Raw genomic sequence first — 19350 nt, forward strand, 5'->3', positions numbered from 1 at the left:
TGCTCCCGGATCAGCGCTCGCGGGCCCGCGCCGGTCCCGCGCCGTCGAGCAGCTCGAGGACGGCGAGCGCCCCCGCCTTGGACAGCGGCTCGTTGCCGTTGCCGCACTTCGGGGAGACCACGCACGCCGGGCAGCCCGCCTCGCATGCGCATTCGCGCACCATGTCCTCCGTCGCCCGCACCCAGGCGGCCGCGTCCTCGGCGCCGCGCTCGGCGAACCCGGCGCCGCCGGGCGCGCCGTCGTACACGAAGATCGTGGGCTGGCCGGTGTCCTCGTGACGGGCCGTCGAGACCCCGCCGATGTCCCAGCGGTCGCAGGTGGCCAGCAGGGGCAGCATCGAGATCGCGGCGTGCTCGGCGGCGTGCAGGGCTCCGGGGAGCAGCTCGTCGACGATGCCGTCGGCCTCGGTGGTCTCCTGGGGCAGCACGAACCAGACCGCGCGCGTGGTGAGGGTGCGAGGCGGCAGGTCCAGCGGATGCTGGCCGAGGACCGCCTGGGTGTAGACGTCCCGCACCTGGTAGCCCGTGACCTGGTCGGTGACGTCGACCGTGCCGAAGCACAGCCGCACGCCCCGCCCCCACTCCTCCTCGCGGTCGGTGGAGCGGATGCGGATCGTGGAGGTCGACTGCGGATGCGTGGAGTGGAGGGGATCCTCGCGGTGCACGAGGGCGACCGCCCGCTCGACGTCCAGGTGGTCGACGACGAAGTTCCTGCCCTGGTGCATGTAGACCGCGCCGTCGTGGACCTGGGTGTGGGCGCTGCCGGCGTCGACGGTGCCCAGCAGGGCGCCGCTGGAGGCCTCGACGATCCGTACCGGTTCGCCGCCGCTCCCGCGCAGGTCGGTGAGGTCGTGGGCGCTCTCCGTCATCGTCCAGTACCAGCCCGTCGGACGGCGTCGCAGCACGCCGCGAGCGGCGAGGGTGTCCAGCAGCTCCCGCGCCGCGGGCCCGAAGATCTCCTCCTCGCCCTCGCGCAGGGGCAGCTCCGCGGCCGCGGCGCACAGATGGGGCGTCATCACGTACGGGTTGTGCGGGTCGAACACGGCCGCCTCGACCTCCATGCCGAACACGGAGTCCGGATGGTGCACGACATACGTGTCCAGCGGGTCCTCGCGGGCGACGAACAGGGCGAGCGCATCGCCCTCCTGGCTGCGCCCGGCGCGCCCCGCCTGCTGCCACAGCGAGGCGCGGGTGCCCGGCCACCCGGCGATCAGCACGGCGTCGAGCCCGGAGATGTCGATGCCCAGCTCGAGGGCGTTGGTGGAGGCCAGGGCCCGCAGCTCCCCCGAGCGCAGGGCGTCCTCGAGCGCCCTCCGCTCCTCCGCGAGGTAGCCGCCGCGATAGGCGGCGATCCTCCCCGCCCGGCGCGCGAGCTCACCGTCCATGGACTGCTCCGCCTCCTGCCCGAGGAGGCGCTGCGCGCCGGTCGAGACGAGCTCCGCACCGCGCCGGGAACGGGCGAACACGAGGGTCTGCACGTCGCGGCGCACGAGGTCCGCGAGCAGCGCGCCCGCCTCGCTCGTCGCCGAGCGACGCAGCGGTTCCTCGCTGCGCTCGGCGGGTTCGGAGGGCTCGGCGGGGTGGCCGGCGCGCGCGGCGCGATGCCCGACGGAGGCGGTGCCGACGGGGCCCCCGGGGGCGCCGTTCCCGCTCGGCTCCGCGGGGCGACGGCCGTCGACGACCGACCTGGTGCCGGGCTCCCACAGTCCGAAGGTGACGCCGCCGCGGGGCGAGCCGTCCTCCGTGACGGCCTCGACGTCCTGGCCGATCAGGCGCGAGGCCGAGAGCTCGGGGTTCGCGGTGGTGGCCGAGGCCAGGATGAACGTGGGGTCGCTGCGATAGGCGGCCGCGACGCGGCGCAGGCGCCGCAGGACCATCGCGACGTGGCTGCCGAAGACGCCGCGGTAGCTGTGGCACTCGTCGACGATCACGTACTTCAGGGCCCGCAGGAAGCTCGCCCACTGCTCGTGACCGGGGAGGATCCCGAAGTGCAGCATGTCGGGGTTGGTGAGCACGAAGGTGCCGTGGCGGCGGATCCAGCGGCGCTGCTCGGTGGGGGTGTCCCCGTCGTAGACGGCCACGCGGGCGTCGCGCAGCTCGGCGCCGTCGACGAGCGCCGTGATGTTGGTGAGCTGGTCCGCGGCCAGGGCCTTCGTCGGCGCGAGGTACAGGGCGGTCGCGCGCGGCGCGGAGCGGTCGAGCTCGCGCGCGCCGATCGCGCTCAGCGAGGGAAGCAGGTACGCGAGCGACTTGCCGGAGGCGGTGGCGGTGGAGAGGACGACGTGCCGCCCCTCGTGGGCGAGCTGCGCAGCCTGCTCCTGGTGGATCCAGGGGGCCGTGATGCCGCGGGAGGCGAGGCGCTCGCGCAGGCGCAGATCCGTCCACTCCGGGAACTCGCCGGTGCGTCCGGGGCGCGCGGGCACGTGCTGCACATGGGTGAGGCAGGTGCGGCGCTGCAGGGGTGCGCTGAGGTCCCGCAGCAGCTCGTCGGCCCGCCCTCGTCGCACCCGCTCCCCTTCCTGACCACGGCCTGGATCAGCGCCGGGAGCGGTTCTGGGACCGCCCGTCCAGCGCATGTCCGGATCACGTCCGGGCACCTGGGGCACAATCGTAGCCATGCCCGCCGACATCGCCCCCGCCACGCGCGCCCCCGCGTCCGCCGAGCGCGCGCCGGCGCCCCCGCGCGTGCAGTCCGCCCTGCTCGATGCGCTGCGCAGAGACCTGACGGCGGCCCCCTTCACGACGCAGGCCTGCCGCGACCTGATGGGCCCGCTCGCGCACGACGCCCTGGGCCGGGAGAACCCGATCCCCGCGCGCCGCGTCCTGGCCGAGGACGAGCGGCCCACGGCGGTGCTGCTGTGGCTGTTCACCCTCGGCGGCGCGCTCCGCCGGGATCTCGTCGAGCGCGCCCTGCCCGCCCTGAGCCTCGAGGGCGCGCTCGCACTGGGCCTCGTCGAGGAGATCGAGGTGGAGGCGGCCGCGGAGGGTGGGGGCGACGGAGGCGCCCGCGCCGCGCGCGTGCGCGCCGTCATCGACCTCTCCCCCTACGCCGCGAGCGACGACCTCGGCGAGATCCAGTGGTGGATCGCCTCAGACCTCTCCGAGATCGCGACCGGTGCACCGCTCTCCTCGGACCACGTGCTCGGTGTGGGCGGCGCCTCGCTGACCCTCGCCCGGATCACGCCGCGCGGGCATGTGAAGCGGGTGCTGGACCTGGGCTGCGGCGGCGGCATCCAGGCGCTGCACGCCTCCCGCCACGCCGACCACGTCGTGGCCACCGACCTCTCTCCCCGCGCACTCGCCTTCGCCGCCTTCAACGCGGCGCTCAACGGCATCGAGCTCGAGCTGCGGGAGGGATCGCTGCTGGAGCCCGTGGCCGGCGAGCAGTTCGACCTGGTGGTGAGCAACCCGCCGTTCGTCATCACGCCCCGCAGCGGCGGGGTCGCGCAGTGGACCTACCGCGACGGCGGACGCACGGGGGACGTGCTCACCGCCGAGCTCCTCGCCGACCTGCCCCCTCACCTCTCCCCCGGCGGGAGCGCCCTCATGCTCTCGAACTGGGAGATCAGCGCGGACACCGCATGGGACGCCCATCCGCGGGCATGGCTCGAGCCGGTCCTGGCCGACGGGATCGACGCCTGGGTGATCCAGCGCGAGAGCGAGGACGCCGCCCAGTACGCGGAGACCTGGGCGCGCGACGGCGGGATCACCGTGCGGGACGCCGCGTGGCGGAGCATGCAGGAGGCCTGGCTCGAGGACTTCGAGGCCCGCGGCACCACCGGCATCGGCTTCGGCTACCTGATGCTGCACCGCCCCGGGACGCCGCGCCCCGACGGCGCCCAGGTGCTCCTCGAGGAGGTCACCGGGACCGGGAGCGGCACCCTGTCCGAGCACATCGGGGCGGGCCTGACGGCCCTCGACGCCCTGGCCCGGCTCGACGACGAGGCCCTGCTCGCCTCCCGTCCGGTGCGCGCGGCGGACGTGGTCGAGCGCCGCCACCTCACCCCCGGCGAGTTCGACCCCATGCTCATCGAGCTCGTGCAGGGCGGAGGCTTCGCCCGCACCGTCCGGGAGGACCAGGTGCTCGCCGCCGTCGTCGGCGCCCTCGACGGGACGCTGACGCTCGGCCAGGTCCTGGGTGCTGTGTGCGCCCTGACCGACGAGGACGAGGCCGCCGCTCGCGAGCGCGTGCTCCCGCAGCTGCGCGAGATGATCCGCACCTCGATGGTGACGCTGTGAACGCGCGGCACGAGGACAGGCGGCACGAGGCCATGCGGCCCGGGGAAGATCCGCGGGGCTCCCGTCGCCCGGGGTCCGGGTACGGGCAGAGCACGCCCGTCGAGCCCGACGAGCCCGATGAGGTCCGTGCGCCCGACGATTTCCCGGGTCACGAGGAGTTCCGTCGGGCCGACGAGTTCCATCAGGCCGACGACCTCCCGGGGCCCGACGGGCCCCGTCACCCCGAGGACGTCGACGCGCTCCACCCGGCCGCCACGGCCGCGGTCCCCGTCGGCCCCCATCGCCGCAGCGGCCTCGTCCCCCGGCTGCTCGTGGGTCTGCTGGGCGCCGCGGTCTGCACGGCGCTCGCAGTCCTGCTCGCGAAGGGCGCCGTCGGCACGGCGCGCGGGCAGCGGCTCGACCAGCTGATCCTCTCGGCCGCGCAGAACGACGACGGCCCGATCACCCAGGTCATCTTCCCTGCGCTGAACACGGTGACGGTCCCCGTGGTGCTGCTCCTGCTCGCCCTGGCCGCGGTGTTCGCGCTCGTGCGGCGGCGGCCGTCCCTGCTGCTGCAGATCCTCGTGATCGTGGCCGGCGCCAATTTCACGGTGCAGATCGTGAAGTCCTTCGTCGTGGACCGCACCGCGCTCGCGGAGGACATCGACGTCACCCCCAACTCCTTCCCCTCCGGGCACACGGCGCTCGCGATCTCCGTGGCGCTCGCCCTGATCCTCGTCTGCCCCGCGAGGATCCGGGGCCTGGTCGCGATCCTGGGGACGGCGTGGGTCGCCGCCGCCGGCGTGGGCACGATTGCGGGCGGCTGGCACCGGCCCAGCGACGTGCTCGGCGCTCTGCTGGTCACGGGAGCGTGGACGTTCCTGCTGCTCGCGGTCGACGCGGCGCTCGCCCTCGCCCGCACCCCGCGCGGTCCCGAGGGGCTCGCGCATCCGCGCGACGCCCGTGCCGGGCGCGGGGCGGGACCGCTGCTCGCGGTGCTCGGCGCGGTCGCGGTCGCCGCGGGGATGGTGGCGCTCGCCACGGTCCCCACCCCCATCGACCTCGACGACGCGTCCCACCAGGCCCGCGCCTATCTGGCCACGGTGCTCGTGATCCCGGGATGCGTCGCCGTCCTCACCGCCGCCGCGCTGGGACTCCGCGTGCCGGACCTCGCACGGCCCGCGGGACCCCGGTCCCGGTGACCACGTGGCTCGAGCGTGTACGGTGAGCACGCCGGAGCCACCCAGGCACCGCGCAACGGCCTCCCGGACCCGCTCCGGAGCCGCCAGAACCACCAGAAGGACGGTACAAGTGCCCGGCTCGCGCCATCTCGTGATCGTGGAGTCCCCTGCCAAGGCGAGGACGATCGCCCGGTACCTCGGGGACGACTACGTCGTCGAGGCGTCCGTCGGCCACATCCGCGACATCCCCGTCCCGCGGGACCTCCCGGCGGACATGAAGAAGGGTCCCTACGGCAAGTTCGGCGTCGACGTCGAGAACGGCTTCGACCCCTACTACGTGGTCAGCGCCGACAAGAAGAAGACGGTCGCGGACCTCAAGAAGAAGCTCAAGGACGCCGACACCCTCTACCTCGCCACCGATGAGGACCGCGAGGGGGAGGCGATCGCCTGGCACCTGCTGGAGACCCTCAAGCCCAAGAAGTCCCTGCCGGTGCACCGCATGGTCTTCCACGAGATCACGCGCGACGCGATCCAGGCGGCGCTGACGAACACCCGCGAGATCGACGACCACCTGGTCGATGCGCAGGAGACCCGGCGCATCCTCGACCGGCTCGTGGGCTTCGAGCTCTCCCCCGTGCTGTGGCGCAAGATCCGCCCCTCGCTCTCCGCGGGCCGCGTGCAGTCCGTGGCGACCCGCCTGGTCGTGGAGCGCGAGCGCGAGCGCATGGCCTTCGTGCCCTCCGACTACTGGGACGTGACCGGCACCTTCGCCGGCTCCGACGCGGCCTTCTCGGCCCGCATCGCGAGCGTCGACGGCTCGCGCGTCGCGAGCGGCTCCGACTTCGCCGACGACGGCACCCTGAAGCAGAAGGCGTCCGCGGCGACGGTGCTCACCGAGGAGTCGGCGACCGCGCTGGTCTCCGCGCTCGAGGGGGCGCAGGCACGGGTCGCGAGCCTGGAGTCCAAGCCGTACACCCGTCGGCCCGCCGCCCCGTTCACCACGTCCTCGCTGCAGCAGGAGGCCTCGCGCAAGCTGCGCCTGGGCGCCCGTCAGACCATGCGCGTCGCGCAGGGGCTGTACGAGAACGGGTACATCACCTACATGCGTACGGACTCCGTGGCGCTGTCGGGCGAGGCGATCAGCGCCTCGCGCGCCCAGGCCGCCGAGCTCTACGGCTCGCAGTACGTGCCCGAGAAGCCGCGCCACTACCAGAACAAGTCGCAGAACGCGCAGGAGGCGCACGAGGCGATCCGCCCCGCCGGGGACCGCTTCCGCACGCCCGCGCAGGTCGCCGGCCAGCTCTCGGGCGACGACTTCCGTCTCTACGAGCTGATCTGGAAGCGCACGGTCGCCTCCCAGATGGCCGACGCCAAGGGCACCACGAGCTCCGTCGAGCTGGCTGTCGAGAAGGCCGGTCGCGCCGCCACCTTCCGCGCCTCGGGCACCGTGATCACCTTCCGTGGCTTCATGGCCGCCTATGAGGAGGGCCGCGACGCCTCGCGCTACGGCGAGCAGGACGAGAACGACAAGCGCCTGCCGCAGATGGACGAGGGAGACATGCTGGACGTCGAGGCTCTCGTGCCCGACGGCCACACCACCACCCCTCCCCCGCGCTTCACGGAGGCCTCGCTGGTGCGGGCGCTCGAGGACCGCGGCATCGGCCGCCCTTCCACCTACGCGTCGACCGTGACCACGATCCAGGACCGCGGCTACGTGCTGCGCCGCGGCTCGGCGCTCGTGCCCAGCTGGACGGCGTTCGCCGTGGTCAAGCTGCTCGAGGAGCACTTCGGGCCGTTCATCGACTACGACTTCACCGCCCAGATGGAGGAGCAGCTCGACAAGATGGCCCGCGGCGAGCTGGGCCGCAGCGAGTACCTCGACGACTTCTATCGGGCCGACGGGACCGACGGCCCGATCGGACTGCAGCCCATGGTCGAGCACCAGGGCGACATCGACCCCCGCGAGATCAACTCGATCCCGATCGGCGAGGACATCACGCTGCGCGTGGGCCGCTACGGCGCCTACGTGGAGCGCCCCGCGCCCGTCGACCCGGACGCCGCGCCCGCGGCTCCCGACGCCGAGCCGGCCCCGCCGCAGCGCGCGAGCCTGCCCGACGATCTCGCGCCCGACGAGCTGACCGTCGAGAAGGCCCGTGAGCTGCTCGAGCGCCAGAAGGACGACGGACGCGTGCTGGGCGAGGACCCGGAGACCGGCCATGACGTGATCGTCAAGGACGGCCGCTACGGCCCCTACGTCACCGAGGTGCTGCCGGAGGACCCGGACGACAAGACCCCCAAGTCCAAGCGCCCCAAGCCCCGCACCGCGTCGCTGCTGAAGTCCATGGACCTGGCCACCGTCGACCTTGACGACGCCCTCAAGCTGCTCTCGCTGCCGCGCGTGGTGGGGGCCGACGAGGACGGCACCGATATCACCGCGCAGAACGGCCGCTACGGGCCGTACCTCAAGAAGGGCACGGACTCGCGCTCCCTGGAGACCGAGGAGCAGATCTTCTCGATCACCCTGGACGAGGCGAAGAAGCTCTACTCCCAGCCCAAGCAGCGCGGCCGCGCGGCCGCGAAGCCGCCGCTCAAGGAACTGGGCACGGATCCGACGAGCGAGAAGCCGATCGTGGTGAAGGACGGCCGCTTCGGCGCCTACATCACCGACGGGACGACGAACGTGACCCTGCGCCGCGACGACTCCCTGGACGCCCTCACCCACGAGGTCGCCGTCGAGCGCCTCGCCGAGAAGCGCGCGAAGGGGCCGGCCAAGAAGGGCGGTCGCAGCAACACCCGCAAGACCACGACCAAGAGCGCGTCGAAGAGCACGGCCAAGAGCACGACGAAGAAGGCCGCGCCGAAGTCCGGCAGCTCGAGCACCACGAAGAGCTGACTCCCGCGCCGCCAGGTCACGACCTCGCAACAAAGCGACGAATCACGCGTTCCGGTTGTGTCCCGGATCACCGGAAAGGCCTAGAGTGACGGCGTCATGGTGACGCCGGGCCCGAGCAGTATCCGGCCGCCCGCCCCGTGATCGTCCGCCCCCGTCAACGTCGCCGGGGGCGGACCCGTTCGTCCGCCCCCGGCGCCTCGACGTCGGCACTACTTCACGGACCCCGCCGCGAGGCCGCCGATGATGCGGCGCTGGAAGACCAGCACCAGGATGATCAGCGGCACCGTGACGATCACGCCGGCGGCCATCTTGGTGCCGTACGGGGTGTCGAACTGGGAGGAACCGGTGAACTTGGAGATCGCCACGTTCGCGGTCTGCATCGCGGGCTGGTTCACCATCGTCAGCGCGATGAGGAACTCGTTCCAGGCCGCGATGAAGGTGATGATCGCCGTGGTGAACACGCCCGGCGCGGCGAGCGGCAGGATGATCCGCCAGAACGCGCCGAACCGGGTGGTGCCGTCCACCATCGCCGCCTGCTCGAGCTCGACCGGCAGCTGCCGGAAGAACGCGTTGAGGTTCCACACCGCCAGCGGCAGCGCGAACGACATGGTGGGCAGGAGCATCGCCTGGTAGCTGTTGATCCAGTTGAACGGCCACCACTCGAAGCCGCCGCTGAAGAGCTTCAGCAGGGGGACCACGAGTGTGATCACCGGGAACATCGAGGTGGCGACGATCATGAACATGACCAGCACCTTCCCGGCGAAGTCCAGCCGCGCGAGGGCGTAGGCCCCGAAGGTGCCCAGCAGGAGCACCAGCACCGTCGTCCCGCCCGCGACCACGAGGGAGTTGGCCAGCGCCCGGGCGAAGTGGTTGTCCGGGTCGAACACCGCCACGTAGTTCTCGAGGCTGATCGGGTTCGGGATCAGCTCCGTGGAGCGGCCCTCGCTGGGCAGGCGGAGGGAGGAGACGGCCATCCAGTAGAAGGGCAGCAGGCAGTAGACGAGGATGAACGCCATGCCGATCGCGATGACGATCGATCCCGCGCGCCCGCCCTTGATCTTCTTGGGCGAGAGCACCTCGCCGGTGCGCGAGCGGATCTGCGTGCCGCCGCTCCGCGTGCGGCCGCCGGATGCGCTGCCGGATGCGCTGGTCATGCCATGCTCCCCTCTGCCGTGGTGCGGAGTCTGCGGGCCGTGCGTCGGGAGCCGCCCGATCCATCGTCGGCCCCGTCGTTCCCGTCGCCGCGGCGACGACCGCCGCGCCGCGCGGGTTTGTTCTGCTCGCCGATGACGTCGGCCCCGAGCACTCGGATGAACACGAACGCCACCAGACAGATGTAGGCGAACAGGATCATCGAGTACGCCGAGGCGAGGCCGTAGTTCGTCTTGCCCGCGGCGTCGGAGGCGAGCATCGAGAGGGTCTGCCCGGATTCGAGCCGGCCCAGCAGGACGTAGGGCAGGTCGAACATGCGCATCGCGTCCAGGAGGCGGAAGAGCACCGCGACCACGAGCACGGGGCGCACGAGCGGCAGCGTGATCCGCCAGAAGGTGTCCCAGCGGTCGGCGCCGTCCATCTTCGCGGCCTCGTAGACCTGGTCGTCGATGGTCTGCAGCCCCGCCAGCGTCAGCAGCCCGATGTACGGGGCGGTCTTCCAGATGTCCGCGATGAGCACGGCGGCCTTGGCCTGCCAGCCCTCGGTCGTCCACAGCACCTGGTAGTGGATCACCCGGTTGAAGATGCCGTTGGCGTCGAAGATCAGCTGCCACATGAGGGCCGAGACCACGGTGGGGATCGCCCAGGGCACCAGGATCGAGGCGCGCACGATGCCGGTCGAGCGCATCGCGCGCGCCATGATCAGGGCCATGGACACGCCCAGCACGGTCTCGATGCTCACGCCCACCACGGTGAACAGCGTCGTGTTCCAGAAGGCGTTCCAGAACCCGGCGCCGGCGCCCGAGCCGGTGAACGCCTCCACGTAGTTGTCGAGGCCGACGAACGTGTCGCCCTGCTTGATGATCCCGGTCTCGGGGTCGATGTCACCGCCGGACTGGGTCAGCGACTGCCAGGCCGAGAGCACGAGCGGAAAGCCGACCACGAGGGCCAGCAGCACGAGCGTCGGCAGCAGCAGGAGATAGGCCATGCGGCCCTGCCCGCCGGTGACACGGCGGGAATGCGGGTCTGCCATGACTCACTTCTCGGTCAGGTCGGTGAGCTGCTTCTGCAGATCGCTCAGCGCGGCGTCGGTCTCGGTGTCACCGGAGAGGCAGCCGTAGGCGGCCTCCTGGATGGCCTGCGTGACGTCGCCGTACTTCACGACCTGCGGACGCACGGCGCCCTTGTCGATCGAGTCCTTGAGGGTGTCGAGGAACGGGTACTTCTCCTTGAGGTCCTCGTCCTCGTAGACGGCGGTCGCGGCGGTCGGATTGCCCGTCTGCAGGAACCAGGCCTTCTGCTGCTCCGCGGCGCCCATGAACGCGATGAAGTCGAGGGCCGTGCCCATGTTCTTCGCGAACGCGCTGATCGCGTAGTTCAGGCCGCCGACGGTCGACGTGCCCTCGCCCTTGACCGCGGGCACCAGGGAGACGGAGACCTTGTCCTTGACCTTCGAGGAGCCGTCGTCGGCCTGGAACTTGTCGTAGACGTACGGCCAGTTCTGCAGGAACACGAGCTTGCCGTCCTGGAAGGCCTGGCGGGACTCCTCCTCCTTGTAGGTCAGCGCCTCCTTGGGGATGTACTTCTTGTCGAAGCCGTCGCGGAGGGTCTGCAGCCCGAGCTTCGCGGCATCGCTGTCGGCCTGGGGCTTGCCGTCCTTGTCGAACAGCTCCCCTCCGGCCGACTTCACGACCCCGGTGAGCTGGCAGGTCAGGCCCTCGTACTTGGCGAACTGGCCGCCGAAGCCGTTGATGCCGCTGTCGTCGGCCGTGACCTTCTCGATGATCTCGTACATCTCGTCGTAGGTGGCCGGCGGCTCGTCGTACCCGGCGTCCTTCAGCAGGTCCTTGCGGGAGAACAGCAGCTGCCCGTTGGTCGCGTAGGGCATCGCGTAGAGCTTGTCGAAGTAGGTCGCGGTCTGGACGGTCGCGGGGATCATGTCGTCGATCGGGAGCTTGTCCTTGGGCAGCTCGACGACCCACTGGTTGGCCGCGAACTCCGCGGTCCACACGACGTCGAGGCCCAGCACGGTGTATGCGTCGGACTTCGCCTGGGCGTTGTTGATGAACTGGCTGCGCTGGTCGTCGGCGCTCTCGGGGAGCTCGACGAGGGTGACCTTCTCGTCGGAGTGGTCCTTGTTCCAGCGGTCCAGGAAGTCCTTGAGGACGCCGGTGGTGTCCTTGCCGGTCGCGAACGTGATCGGCCCGCGCTCGTCGAAGTCCGCGCTCGCGCCGCCGCCGGAGCCGCCCGAGGACGAGTCGTCCGAGCCGCCGCACGCGGCGAGACCGAGCGCGGAGGCGCCGAGTCCGCCGGCCGCGAGGACCGAGCGCCGACCGAGACCGTGATTGCTGCTGCTCATCTGGGGCTCCTTCATGCCGAGTTCCGTGCCGCGTGCATGCGGTGGACGATGCGCTGACGGCGGTCGCCGCCGACGTGTGGTGCGAAGGACCCGCGGAGGCTCCGTCGCCTGGGCCGAGAGTAACCCGGGCGCACCTGTGGCGTACCTCTCATTCGACATTTCGGGCACATTCTTCACCGATCCGTGACCTGCGGCCTTGAGGGTCGGCCGACGGGATGCGTCGCCCCGTCCACACCGGCCCCGGCTGTCGGGGCGGACCGATAGATTGAAGGCATGACGTCCCGACCCCCGCTGGAGCTGCCCGTGTCGGCGGTCGCGGACCCGCGCGAGGCCCCGCCGCTGCGCTGGGCCGTGGTCTCCCCGGGGCACATCGCGACCCAGTTCACCGAGACCCTGGGCCGGGCCACCGCCTCGCGCGCCGTGGCCGTGGCCTCGCGCTCGACCGAGCGCGCGGAGGCCTTCGCCCGCACGCACGGCCTGGACGCCGCCTTCGACTCCCTCCCGCGGATGCTCGCCGCCGGCGGCTTCGACGCCGTCTACATCGCCTCCCCGCACTCCGCGCACCACCAGATGGCGCGCACCGTGCTCGAGGCCGGGTACCCGGTGCTGCTCGAGAAGGCCTTCACCATGACGGCCGACGAGGCCCGCGACCTGGTGGGCCTCGCCCGCGAGCGCGGACTGTTCCTCATGGAGGCGCTGTGGTCGCGCTTCCTGCCGCGCTTCGACGTGGTGCGCAGCGTGCTCGCATCGGGCCTGCTGGGCGAGATCGTCTCGCTGCGCGCGACCCACGGCCAGCACTTCCCCTTCGACCCGGGGCACCGGCTCCACGCCCCGCAGCTGGGCGGCGGCGCCCTGCTGGACCTGGGCGTCTACCCCCTGAGCTTCGCGCAGATGGTGCTCGGGGACCTCACGGAGCTGACCGCCTCCGGCACGCTCACCCCCGCGGGGGTCGACGAGACCGTGCACGTGCTCGCGTCCTCGACCGCGCACCCGCGGGCCCGGGCCTCGCTCGTGTCCACCCTCGCGGCGCGCGCGGGGAACGACGCCGAGATCCTCGGCACCGAGGGGCGCCTCGTGCTCGAGGGCATGTTCTTCGCCCCCGGCGAGGTCCGCGTCGAGATGCACGACGGCAGCACCGCATCCGTCCCCGACCCGACCTCGACCCACGACGGCCCCGTCGGCCCCGACGACGGACTCGCCTACGAGGCCGCGGAGGCGGCGCGCCGGATCACCGCCGGAGACCTCGAATCGCCGCTCATGACCTGGCACGACACCATCGCTGTGATGGAGGCGCTCGATGCCGCGCGTGCGCAGGTCGCCGCACCGCGCACCACCCCCGATGCCCGACCAGAGGAGACCGCCCGCTGATGACAGGATCGTCGATCGGCATGCGCACGCTGCGCGTCCCCGCGCCCCATCCCCCGCGCCGGGGGCTGTTCATCTCGTTCGAGGGCGGGGAGGCCGCGGGCAAGACAACCCAGATCGGGATGCTCCTCGATCACCTCGTGCATCGCCGCGAGGTGGCCGAGGACCTCGTGCTCACCACGCGCGAGCCCGGAGGCACCGAGCTCGGGAAGAGCATTCGCGAGCTCGTGCTGCACGGCGGCGACGTGAGCGCCCGTGCCGAGGCCCTGCTGTACGCGGCGGACCGGGCCCACCACATCGAGACGGTGGTGCGCCCGCACCTGGCCCGCGGCGGCCTCGTGCTCGCCGACCGCTACCTGGACTCCTCGATCGCCTACCAGGGCGTGGGCCGCTCGCTCTCCCAGGAGCAGATCGCCGCCCTCAGCCTGTGGGCGACCGACGGCCTGCTCCCCCATCGCACGATCCTGCTGGACCTGCACCCCGACGCCCTCTCGGAGCGCCGCGAGGCCCATTCGCTGGACCGGCTCGAGCGCGAGGGCCGCGCCTTCCACGACGCCGTGCGCGCCGAGTTCCTCGAGCTCGCCGAGGCCGACCCGGACCGCTTCGTGGTCGTGGACGCCTCTCGCAGCCCCCAGGAAGTGCACGAGGAGGTCCTCGCGGCGATCGCCGACGACCTCGCGACGCTCGACCCGACCTTCGAGGTCGACACCTCGCACCCCGGGGCCGACGACCGATGAGCACGCCGACGAGCGCCGGTCCGTCGGGCGTGTGGGCAGACGTCGTGGGCCAGGAGGCCGCGGTCGCGCAGTTCCGCCGCGCCGCCTCCCCCGAGGGCTCCCTCGCACAGGCCTGGCTGATCACGGGCCCGCCCGGCTCGGGCCGGTCGACGGCGGCCCGTGCCTTCGCCGCGACCCTGCAGTGCGAGACCGGTGAGGGCTGCGGGAACTGCCACGCCTGCCGGACGGTCCTCGCGGGCACCCACCCGGACGTCACCGCGGTGGCGACCGACAAGCTCTCGATCTCCAAGGAGGAGGTCCGCTCCCTGGTGCTCACCGCGCAGCGCTCACCGGCGACCGGCGCGCACCGGGTGATCATCATCGAGGACGCGGACCGCATGAGCGCGGGCACCTTCAACGTGCTGCTGAAGTCGATCGAGGAGCCGCCCCGGCACACGGTGTGGATGCTGTGCGCGCCGTCGGCCGAGGACCTCGCGCCCACGATCCGCTCCCGCTGCCGCGTGGTCACCCTCGCGATCCCGCGAGCGTCCGACGTCGCCGAGCTGCTGGTCCGCCGCGACGGCGCCGACCCGGCTCTCGCCGATCGCGCGGCCCTCGCCGCGCAGGGCCACATCGGGCTCGCCCTGCGGTACGCGACGCAGCCCGGCGCGCTCGAGGCGCGCGAGGAATCGGCCCGCACCCTCCTGGGTCTGCGCAGCAGCGGCCAGGCAGTGCTCGCGGCCGGCACGCTCGTGGAGCGCGCGAACGCCGAGGCCGCCGCGACGGCGGACGACGTCGCCGCGAAGGAGAAGGAGCGCTTCCTGCGCTCGGCGGGCATCGAGGACGGCAAGGTCCCCCCGTCGCTGCGCTCGCAGATGCGCCAGCTCGAGGACGATGCGAAGCGCCGGCGCACGCGCCTGGTGCGGGACGTCCTGGACCGCTACCTGCTGGACGCCCATTCGGTGCTGCGCGATGTGCTCGTACTGCAGCTGGGCACGGGCGCGGAGCTCGTGAACCCGGGCGTGCGCGAGGACATCGTGCATGCCGCCGAGGGAGGGGATCCGCAGGTCACCCTCGCTCTGCTCGACGCCGTGCAGCAGGCGCGCACGAGGATCGCCGGCAACGTCCCGCCGCTGCTCGCGACCGAGGCGCTGCTCGCCCGGATCGCCGTCCGCGCCGGCTGAGCCGCCGCGTCGGCTGGGCCCTCGCTCTGGTCAGAGGCAGAAAACGCTCAGAGGGCGGCGCTCGGCGAGTCCTCCGCGGTCTCCTCCGAGGCGGCGTCGGCTGCGTCGGCTGCGTCTCCTGCGGCCTCGGCCTCGCCGGGCTCCTCGATCGCGCCAGCCGCAACGGTCTCTCCTGCGGCCTCGGCCTCGCCGGGCTTCTCGGTCGCAGCAGAGTCCGAGGCCTCGGCAGCGCCCTCAGTCTCGGCAGCGCCTTCGGTCTCCGTCGCTTCCTCGACCACCGCGGCATCCTCGTCGCTGCTCGTGCTGCGGTCGACGTCGACCCGGTACTCGTCGACGACGACGCCCTCCTCGGGGTCGGAGTCCTGGTGGGACTCCTCCTTGCCGGTCTCCGAGTGCGAGCCGCAGCCGTAGTCGAGGTGCACCACGTGGCCGTCGGCGACGGACCACTCGTTGGTGCACACGCCGAACTCGGTGCGCAGCGAGCCGGCCATGAGCGTGAGGAACCCGCACGAGGAGCAGGTCGCGGTCACGGTGCCCCGACGCTTGCGGGCCGAGACGGGACGCGGGCCGAAGTCGCCGGCGAACCAGCGGTCGGCGGCCTCCTCGCGCCCGACGGGCGAGAGCACGCGCGGGCGTCCGAGCCCGAGCTCCCACTGCGCGACACGGTCGGCGTCGGCGTCGCCGGTCTGCTCGTAGCCCTGCTCGAGGCGCTCGTCGGCCTCCTGGTAGGGCAGCAGGTCGTCGGCCCCGACGTCGGAGGGCTTCAGGCGCTCCGCCCAAGGCTCCCAGTCGGGGGCGAGCAGCGCGCTGTCGCCGGGAAGCAGCACGGTCTCGCACACGGTGGCCTGCTTCGCACGGGGAGCGCGGGCGAGGACGACGTTCCACACCCAGCCGCTGTAGCCGGGCATCGCGCACGCGAACACGTGCGTGACCAGTCGTTCCCCGCTCGCCTCGACGCGCAGGTGCTCGCCGACCTGGTCGGGCTCGGTGACCTCGATCAGCGCCTCGCGCGCGAGGTCGACCGCGGCGGCGCTCACGGCGTCGAGCTTCGGGCGCGCGGTGCGCGCGCGGGGCCGACGCTTGGCGGCGGCGGCCGGGGCGGTGGCGGGAGCGGCGCTCTCGCTGGTCTCGGGGGTGTCGGTCTCAGCAGTCATCGGCATGCGGTGGGTGTCCTCAGGCCTCGAAGTTGTCGGCGACGGCTCGCAGCACTGTCGCGATCTTGTGGGAGTGGCCCGCGTCGGGGTAGCGCCCCTTGCGCAGGCCGTTCCCGGCATCGTCCAGCAGACGGATCAGGTCCTCGACCATCCCGGCCATGTCGTCGGGCTTGGGCCGACGGGCACGGGTCACCGAGGGTGCGGCCTCCAGAAGGCGCAGCGACAGCACCTGCGGACCGCGACGGCCGTCGGCGATGTCGAACTCGACCTTGGTGCCCGGGCGCAGGGTCTCGGCGCCCTCGGGGAGGGTGGAGGCGTGCACGTACACGCTCTCGCCGGACTCGTCGTCCCGCACGAAGCCGAAGCCCTTCTCGGCGTCGTAGAACTTCACCTTGCCACGAGGCACGCGGATCCCTGTCCTTCACGGAGTCGTCTGGGTGATGGTGGTCGCCGCGTCGGGCCCTCGCGGGCGGCCCCGGCGGGCACTGCCCGGGGCGGTATCTGCGGGCGCAGACGCGGCGCTCCAGTCTAACGCCCGCGCGGGCGCGGACGCGCGGGTATTCCCCGCCGCGGTGAGGGGCGCCGCATCGGGGGCGACGGGCGCCGCATCCGGGGCGGCAGGCACCGCATAGGAGGCGGCGAGACCGCAACGGGGCGACGCGCCCGTCAGGCGCGCGGGCTCTCGCGGCGGCGCTCGGGCGGGATCTCGATGCGGGGCGGTGCGGCGGGCACGGCGCTCCGTTCATCCGACGCGTCCGCGGCGCGGCCGGCGGCGGCGCGCGCCTCGCGGGCGGCGTCGTCCGGCGCCAGGCCCATGATCTCGAGCGCGCCCTCGACGAGCATCGCCGTGAATCCCCAGACGAAGCGGTCCTGGCTCAGGGAGAACACGGGGCCGACGGCGCGGCCGTCGAAGCTGCCCATGAAGCGGCAGGACGGGTCGGTCAGGGAGTCGGGGCCGACGAGTGGGAGGCGGACCACGCGCTCCACCTCCACGGGGTCGCCGACGGCGAGGTCGGGAGGGCGGGGCGCCCAGGCGGCGACGGGGTGGACGACCTGTCCGCGCCAGGGCATGCGGATGGGCGCGAACTCTCCGAGCACGTGCACCTGCCCGGCGTCCAGCCCGATCTCCTCGCGGGCCTCCCGCAGGGCGGTCGCGCGGACGTCGGCGTCCTCCGGCTCGACGCCGCCGCCGGGCAGGGCGAACTGGCCGGGCTGGGAGCGCATGCGGTGTCCGCGCTCCTCGACGACGAGCTCCGCCTCCTCGAGCGATGCGCCGCTGACCAGCAGCAGGACAGCGCTGCGCCGGGTGATCTCGCGCGGGGGACCAGGGCTGCGGGGCAGGGCGAGCGTGTGGTCGCCCGCGCGAGCGCGCTCGGCGAGCGGGCGCAGGAAGCCCGGCAGGTCGGACCGGTCCGGGGCGTCTGCTCCCGCACCCGTCCCCCGCGCGCCGTCGGCGCCGCTCATGCGGCCACGCCGATCCGCGGGCAGAGGTCGGCGAGCGTGCACTCCGCGCAGTGCGGCGACCGCGCGGTGCACACGCGCCGGCCGTGCAGGATCAGCCGCAGGGACAGCGCCGTGAGATCGGTGGTGGGATCGGACGTCTCCGCCGCCGCGTCGCCCTCACGCGCATCGCCCTCCTCCGCATCGCCCTCCTCCGCAGCTGCGTCGGCGCTCTGCACAAGGGCGACGACGTCGTGCTCGACCGTGCGGGCCTGCCGTGAGCGGGTCCAGCCCAGGCGACCGGCCACCCGGGTCACGTGGGTGTCGACGGCGAGCAGCGAACGGCCGAAGTGCACGCCGCGCACCACGAACGCGGTCTTCCGGCCGACGCCCGGCAGCGCCTCGAGGGCGTCCTGGTCATCGGGCACCTCGCCGCCGTGGTCCGCGAGGAGCGCGCGGGCCAGGGCGATCACGCGTGCGGCGCGCGTCGGCCCCATGCCCAGGGGCTTCAGCACCTTCTCGACCTCGGCCGGGTCCGCCCCGGCGAGCCCCTCCGGTCCCGCCCAGCGTCCGAACAGCTCCGGGGTCACGGAGTTCACGCGGGCGTCGGTGGTCTGGGCGCTGAGCACCGTGGCGACGAGCAGCTCGAAGGCGTCGCGGAAGTCCAGCTCGGTGCGCGCCCGGGGGTACTCCGCACGCAGCCGGGAGACGACCTCGCGGACGTCGGCCGGTGCGTCGGCCGATGAGACTCCCGACACTCGCTGCTCCTTCGTGGACCCTCCGCGGCCCCTGTTCCCGGCACCCCGGCGGCCTCCGCGGGGCGGGCCGGATGCGCCGTGCGACGCACGGATCAGGTGAGCAAGCACGCATATCCGCGCCACATCGGTCACAATGGTTCCCATGACGACGGTCCCGGACCCGACGGGATCACCTAGATCAGGAGGTTCCGTGGACGAGAACATCGTACGTTCATCCCCGCTCTTCGCGGCGCTCGACGATGACGGCAAGCAGGCCGTGCTGGCCTCGATGTCGCAGGAGGACTACCACCGCGGCGCGGTGATCTTCCGCGAGGGCGACCAGGGCGACCGCCTGTTCATCATCGGCGCGGGCAAGGTCAAGGTCGGCCACGCCTCGGGCGACGGCCGCGAGAACCTCCTCGCGGTGCTCGGCCCGGGCGAGACCCTGGGCGAGCTCTCGCTGTTCGATCCCGCTCCCCGCAACGCGACCGCCACGGCCGTCGCCGAGTCCACGCTGTACTCCCTCACCCAGCAGGACCTGTACCGCGTGCTCTCACAGCGCCCAGAGGTGGCACGCCACCTGCTGGCCTCGCTCGCCCGTCGTCTGCGCAAGACCAACGAGTCGCTCGCCGACCTCGTCTTCGCGGACGTCCCCGGCCGCGTCGCCAAGAACCTGCTGGACCTCGCCCAGCGCTTCGGCCGCCAGACGGACGACGGCGTCATGGTCTCCCACGGCCTCACCCAGGAGGAGCTCGCCCAGCTCGTCGGCGCCTCCCGCGAGACCGTCAACAAGGCCCTCGCCGACTTCGCCTCGCGCGGCTGGATCCGCCTCGAGGCCCGCGCCGTGCTGCTGATCGACGTGGAGCGCCTGCGCCGCCGCGCACGCTGATCCTGCGCCGACCGGCCGACGCCCCCACCGCGAGCGCAGTCGGCACACGAGAAGCGGGGGGGG

The 19350-nt window shown here is 72.8% G+C and carries 15 protein-coding genes; 7 read left to right on the plus strand and 8 right to left on the minus strand.

All coding sequences use genetic code 11. The annotated features are described in order from the left end of the window. Positions 1–10: 10 nt before the first annotated feature. Positions 11–2506, minus strand: a complete 2496-nt coding sequence (locus tag I8D64_RS11770) for a DEAD/DEAH box helicase (RefSeq protein WP_200502966.1) — start codon at positions 2504–2506, stop codon at positions 11–13. 109 nt (positions 2507–2615) lie between these two features. Here I8D64_RS11770 and I8D64_RS11775 point away from each other — a divergent pair, with 109 nt between their 5' ends. The 3 genes from I8D64_RS11775 to topA all read left to right on the plus strand — a co-directional run bounded on the left by I8D64_RS11775 (position 2616) and on the right by topA (position 8291). Then, positions 2616–4238, plus strand: coding sequence for a DUF7059 domain-containing protein (locus tag I8D64_RS11775; protein WP_200502968.1), 1623 nt, complete (start codon positions 2616–2618; stop codon positions 4236–4238). Further along, a complete protein-coding gene (locus I8D64_RS11780; RefSeq protein WP_343068557.1) occupies positions 4235–5419 on the plus strand; it encodes a phosphatase PAP2 family protein in 1185 nt (394 codons plus the stop codon). Before I8D64_RS11775 ends, I8D64_RS11780 begins: the two co-directional genes overlap by 4 nt. Before the next feature lie 109 nt (positions 5420–5528). After that, positions 5529–8291 (plus strand): type I DNA topoisomerase, encoded by a 2763-nt coding sequence (gene topA, locus I8D64_RS11785; RefSeq protein ID WP_200502969.1) that lies wholly within the window; start codon positions 5529–5531, stop codon positions 8289–8291. A gap of 209 nt (positions 8292–8500) precedes the next feature. Here the strand turns inward: topA and I8D64_RS11790 are convergent, their stop codons facing one another. Genes I8D64_RS11790 through I8D64_RS11800 form a run of 3 tightly spaced genes read right to left on the minus strand, consistent with a single transcriptional unit; the run spans position 8501 to position 11802 of the window. After that, a complete protein-coding gene (locus I8D64_RS11790; protein ID WP_200502970.1) occupies positions 8501–9445 on the minus strand; it encodes a carbohydrate ABC transporter permease in 945 nt (314 codons plus the stop codon). Further along, positions 9442–10476: a carbohydrate ABC transporter permease gene (locus I8D64_RS11795; protein WP_246482987.1), complete on the minus strand. Its 1035-nt coding sequence runs from the start codon at positions 10474–10476 to the stop codon at positions 9442–9444. Before I8D64_RS11795 ends, I8D64_RS11790 begins: the two co-directional genes overlap by 4 nt. Positions 10477–10479: 3 nt before the next feature. Further along, positions 10480–11802, minus strand: coding sequence for an ABC transporter substrate-binding protein (locus tag I8D64_RS11800; RefSeq protein ID WP_200502971.1), 1323 nt, complete (start codon positions 11800–11802; stop codon positions 10480–10482). Positions 11803–12075: 273 nt separating this feature from the next. On the opposite strand from I8D64_RS11800, the gene I8D64_RS11805 reads away from it, so the two are divergent. The 3 genes from I8D64_RS11805 to I8D64_RS11815 are packed head-to-tail and all read left to right on the plus strand — an operon-like array spanning position 12076 to position 15067. Then, positions 12076–13170, plus strand: a complete 1095-nt coding sequence (locus I8D64_RS11805) for a Gfo/Idh/MocA family protein (protein WP_200502972.1) — start codon at positions 12076–12078, stop codon at positions 13168–13170. Beyond that, positions 13170–13904 carry a dTMP kinase gene (tmk, locus tag I8D64_RS11810; RefSeq protein WP_228359247.1) on the plus strand — a complete coding sequence of 245 codons (735 nt, stop codon included), beginning with the start codon at positions 13170–13172 and terminating at the stop codon, positions 13902–13904. The genes I8D64_RS11805 and tmk overlap by 1 nt, the downstream gene beginning before the upstream one ends. After that, positions 13901–15067 carry a DNA polymerase III subunit delta' gene (locus I8D64_RS11815; protein ID WP_200502973.1) on the plus strand — a complete coding sequence of 389 codons (1167 nt, stop codon included), beginning with the start codon at positions 13901–13903 and terminating at the stop codon, positions 15065–15067. The genes tmk and I8D64_RS11815 overlap by 4 nt, the downstream gene beginning before the upstream one ends. 47 nt (positions 15068–15114) lie before the next feature. Here I8D64_RS11815 and I8D64_RS11820 read toward each other — a convergent pair whose 3' ends face one another. The 4 genes from I8D64_RS11820 to I8D64_RS11835 form a co-directional block, all read right to left on the minus strand. After that, a complete protein-coding gene (locus I8D64_RS11820; RefSeq protein WP_200502974.1) occupies positions 15115–16221 on the minus strand; it encodes a DUF3027 domain-containing protein in 1107 nt (368 codons plus the stop codon). Between the two features lie 19 nt (positions 16222–16240). After that, on the minus strand, positions 16241–16627 hold the full coding sequence (locus I8D64_RS11825; protein ID WP_152352267.1) for a cold-shock protein: 387 nt from the start codon (positions 16625–16627) through the stop codon (positions 16241–16243). 260 nt (positions 16628–16887) lie between these two features. Further along, complete coding sequence (locus I8D64_RS11830) at positions 16888–17685, minus strand: NUDIX hydrolase (protein WP_200502976.1); 798 nt, start codon at positions 17683–17685, stop codon at positions 16888–16890. Further along, positions 17682–18419 (minus strand): endonuclease III domain-containing protein, encoded by a 738-nt coding sequence (locus I8D64_RS11835; RefSeq protein WP_343068558.1) that lies wholly within the window; start codon positions 18417–18419, stop codon positions 17682–17684. Before I8D64_RS11835 ends, I8D64_RS11830 begins: the two co-directional genes overlap by 4 nt. 190 nt (positions 18420–18609) lie before the next feature. Here I8D64_RS11835 and I8D64_RS11840 point away from each other — a divergent pair, with 190 nt between their 5' ends. Beyond that, the gene (locus tag I8D64_RS11840; protein WP_152352270.1) at positions 18610–19287 is read left to right on the plus strand and encodes a Crp/Fnr family transcriptional regulator; all 678 of its coding nucleotides are present in this window, start codon (positions 18610–18612) and stop codon (positions 19285–19287) included. Positions 19288–19350: the final 63 nt, after the last annotated feature.

Origin of the sequence: Brachybacterium halotolerans (assembly GCF_016623465.1) — a bacterium.
Classification (GTDB): domain Bacteria; phylum Actinomycetota; class Actinomycetes; order Actinomycetales; family Dermabacteraceae; genus Brachybacterium; species Brachybacterium halotolerans.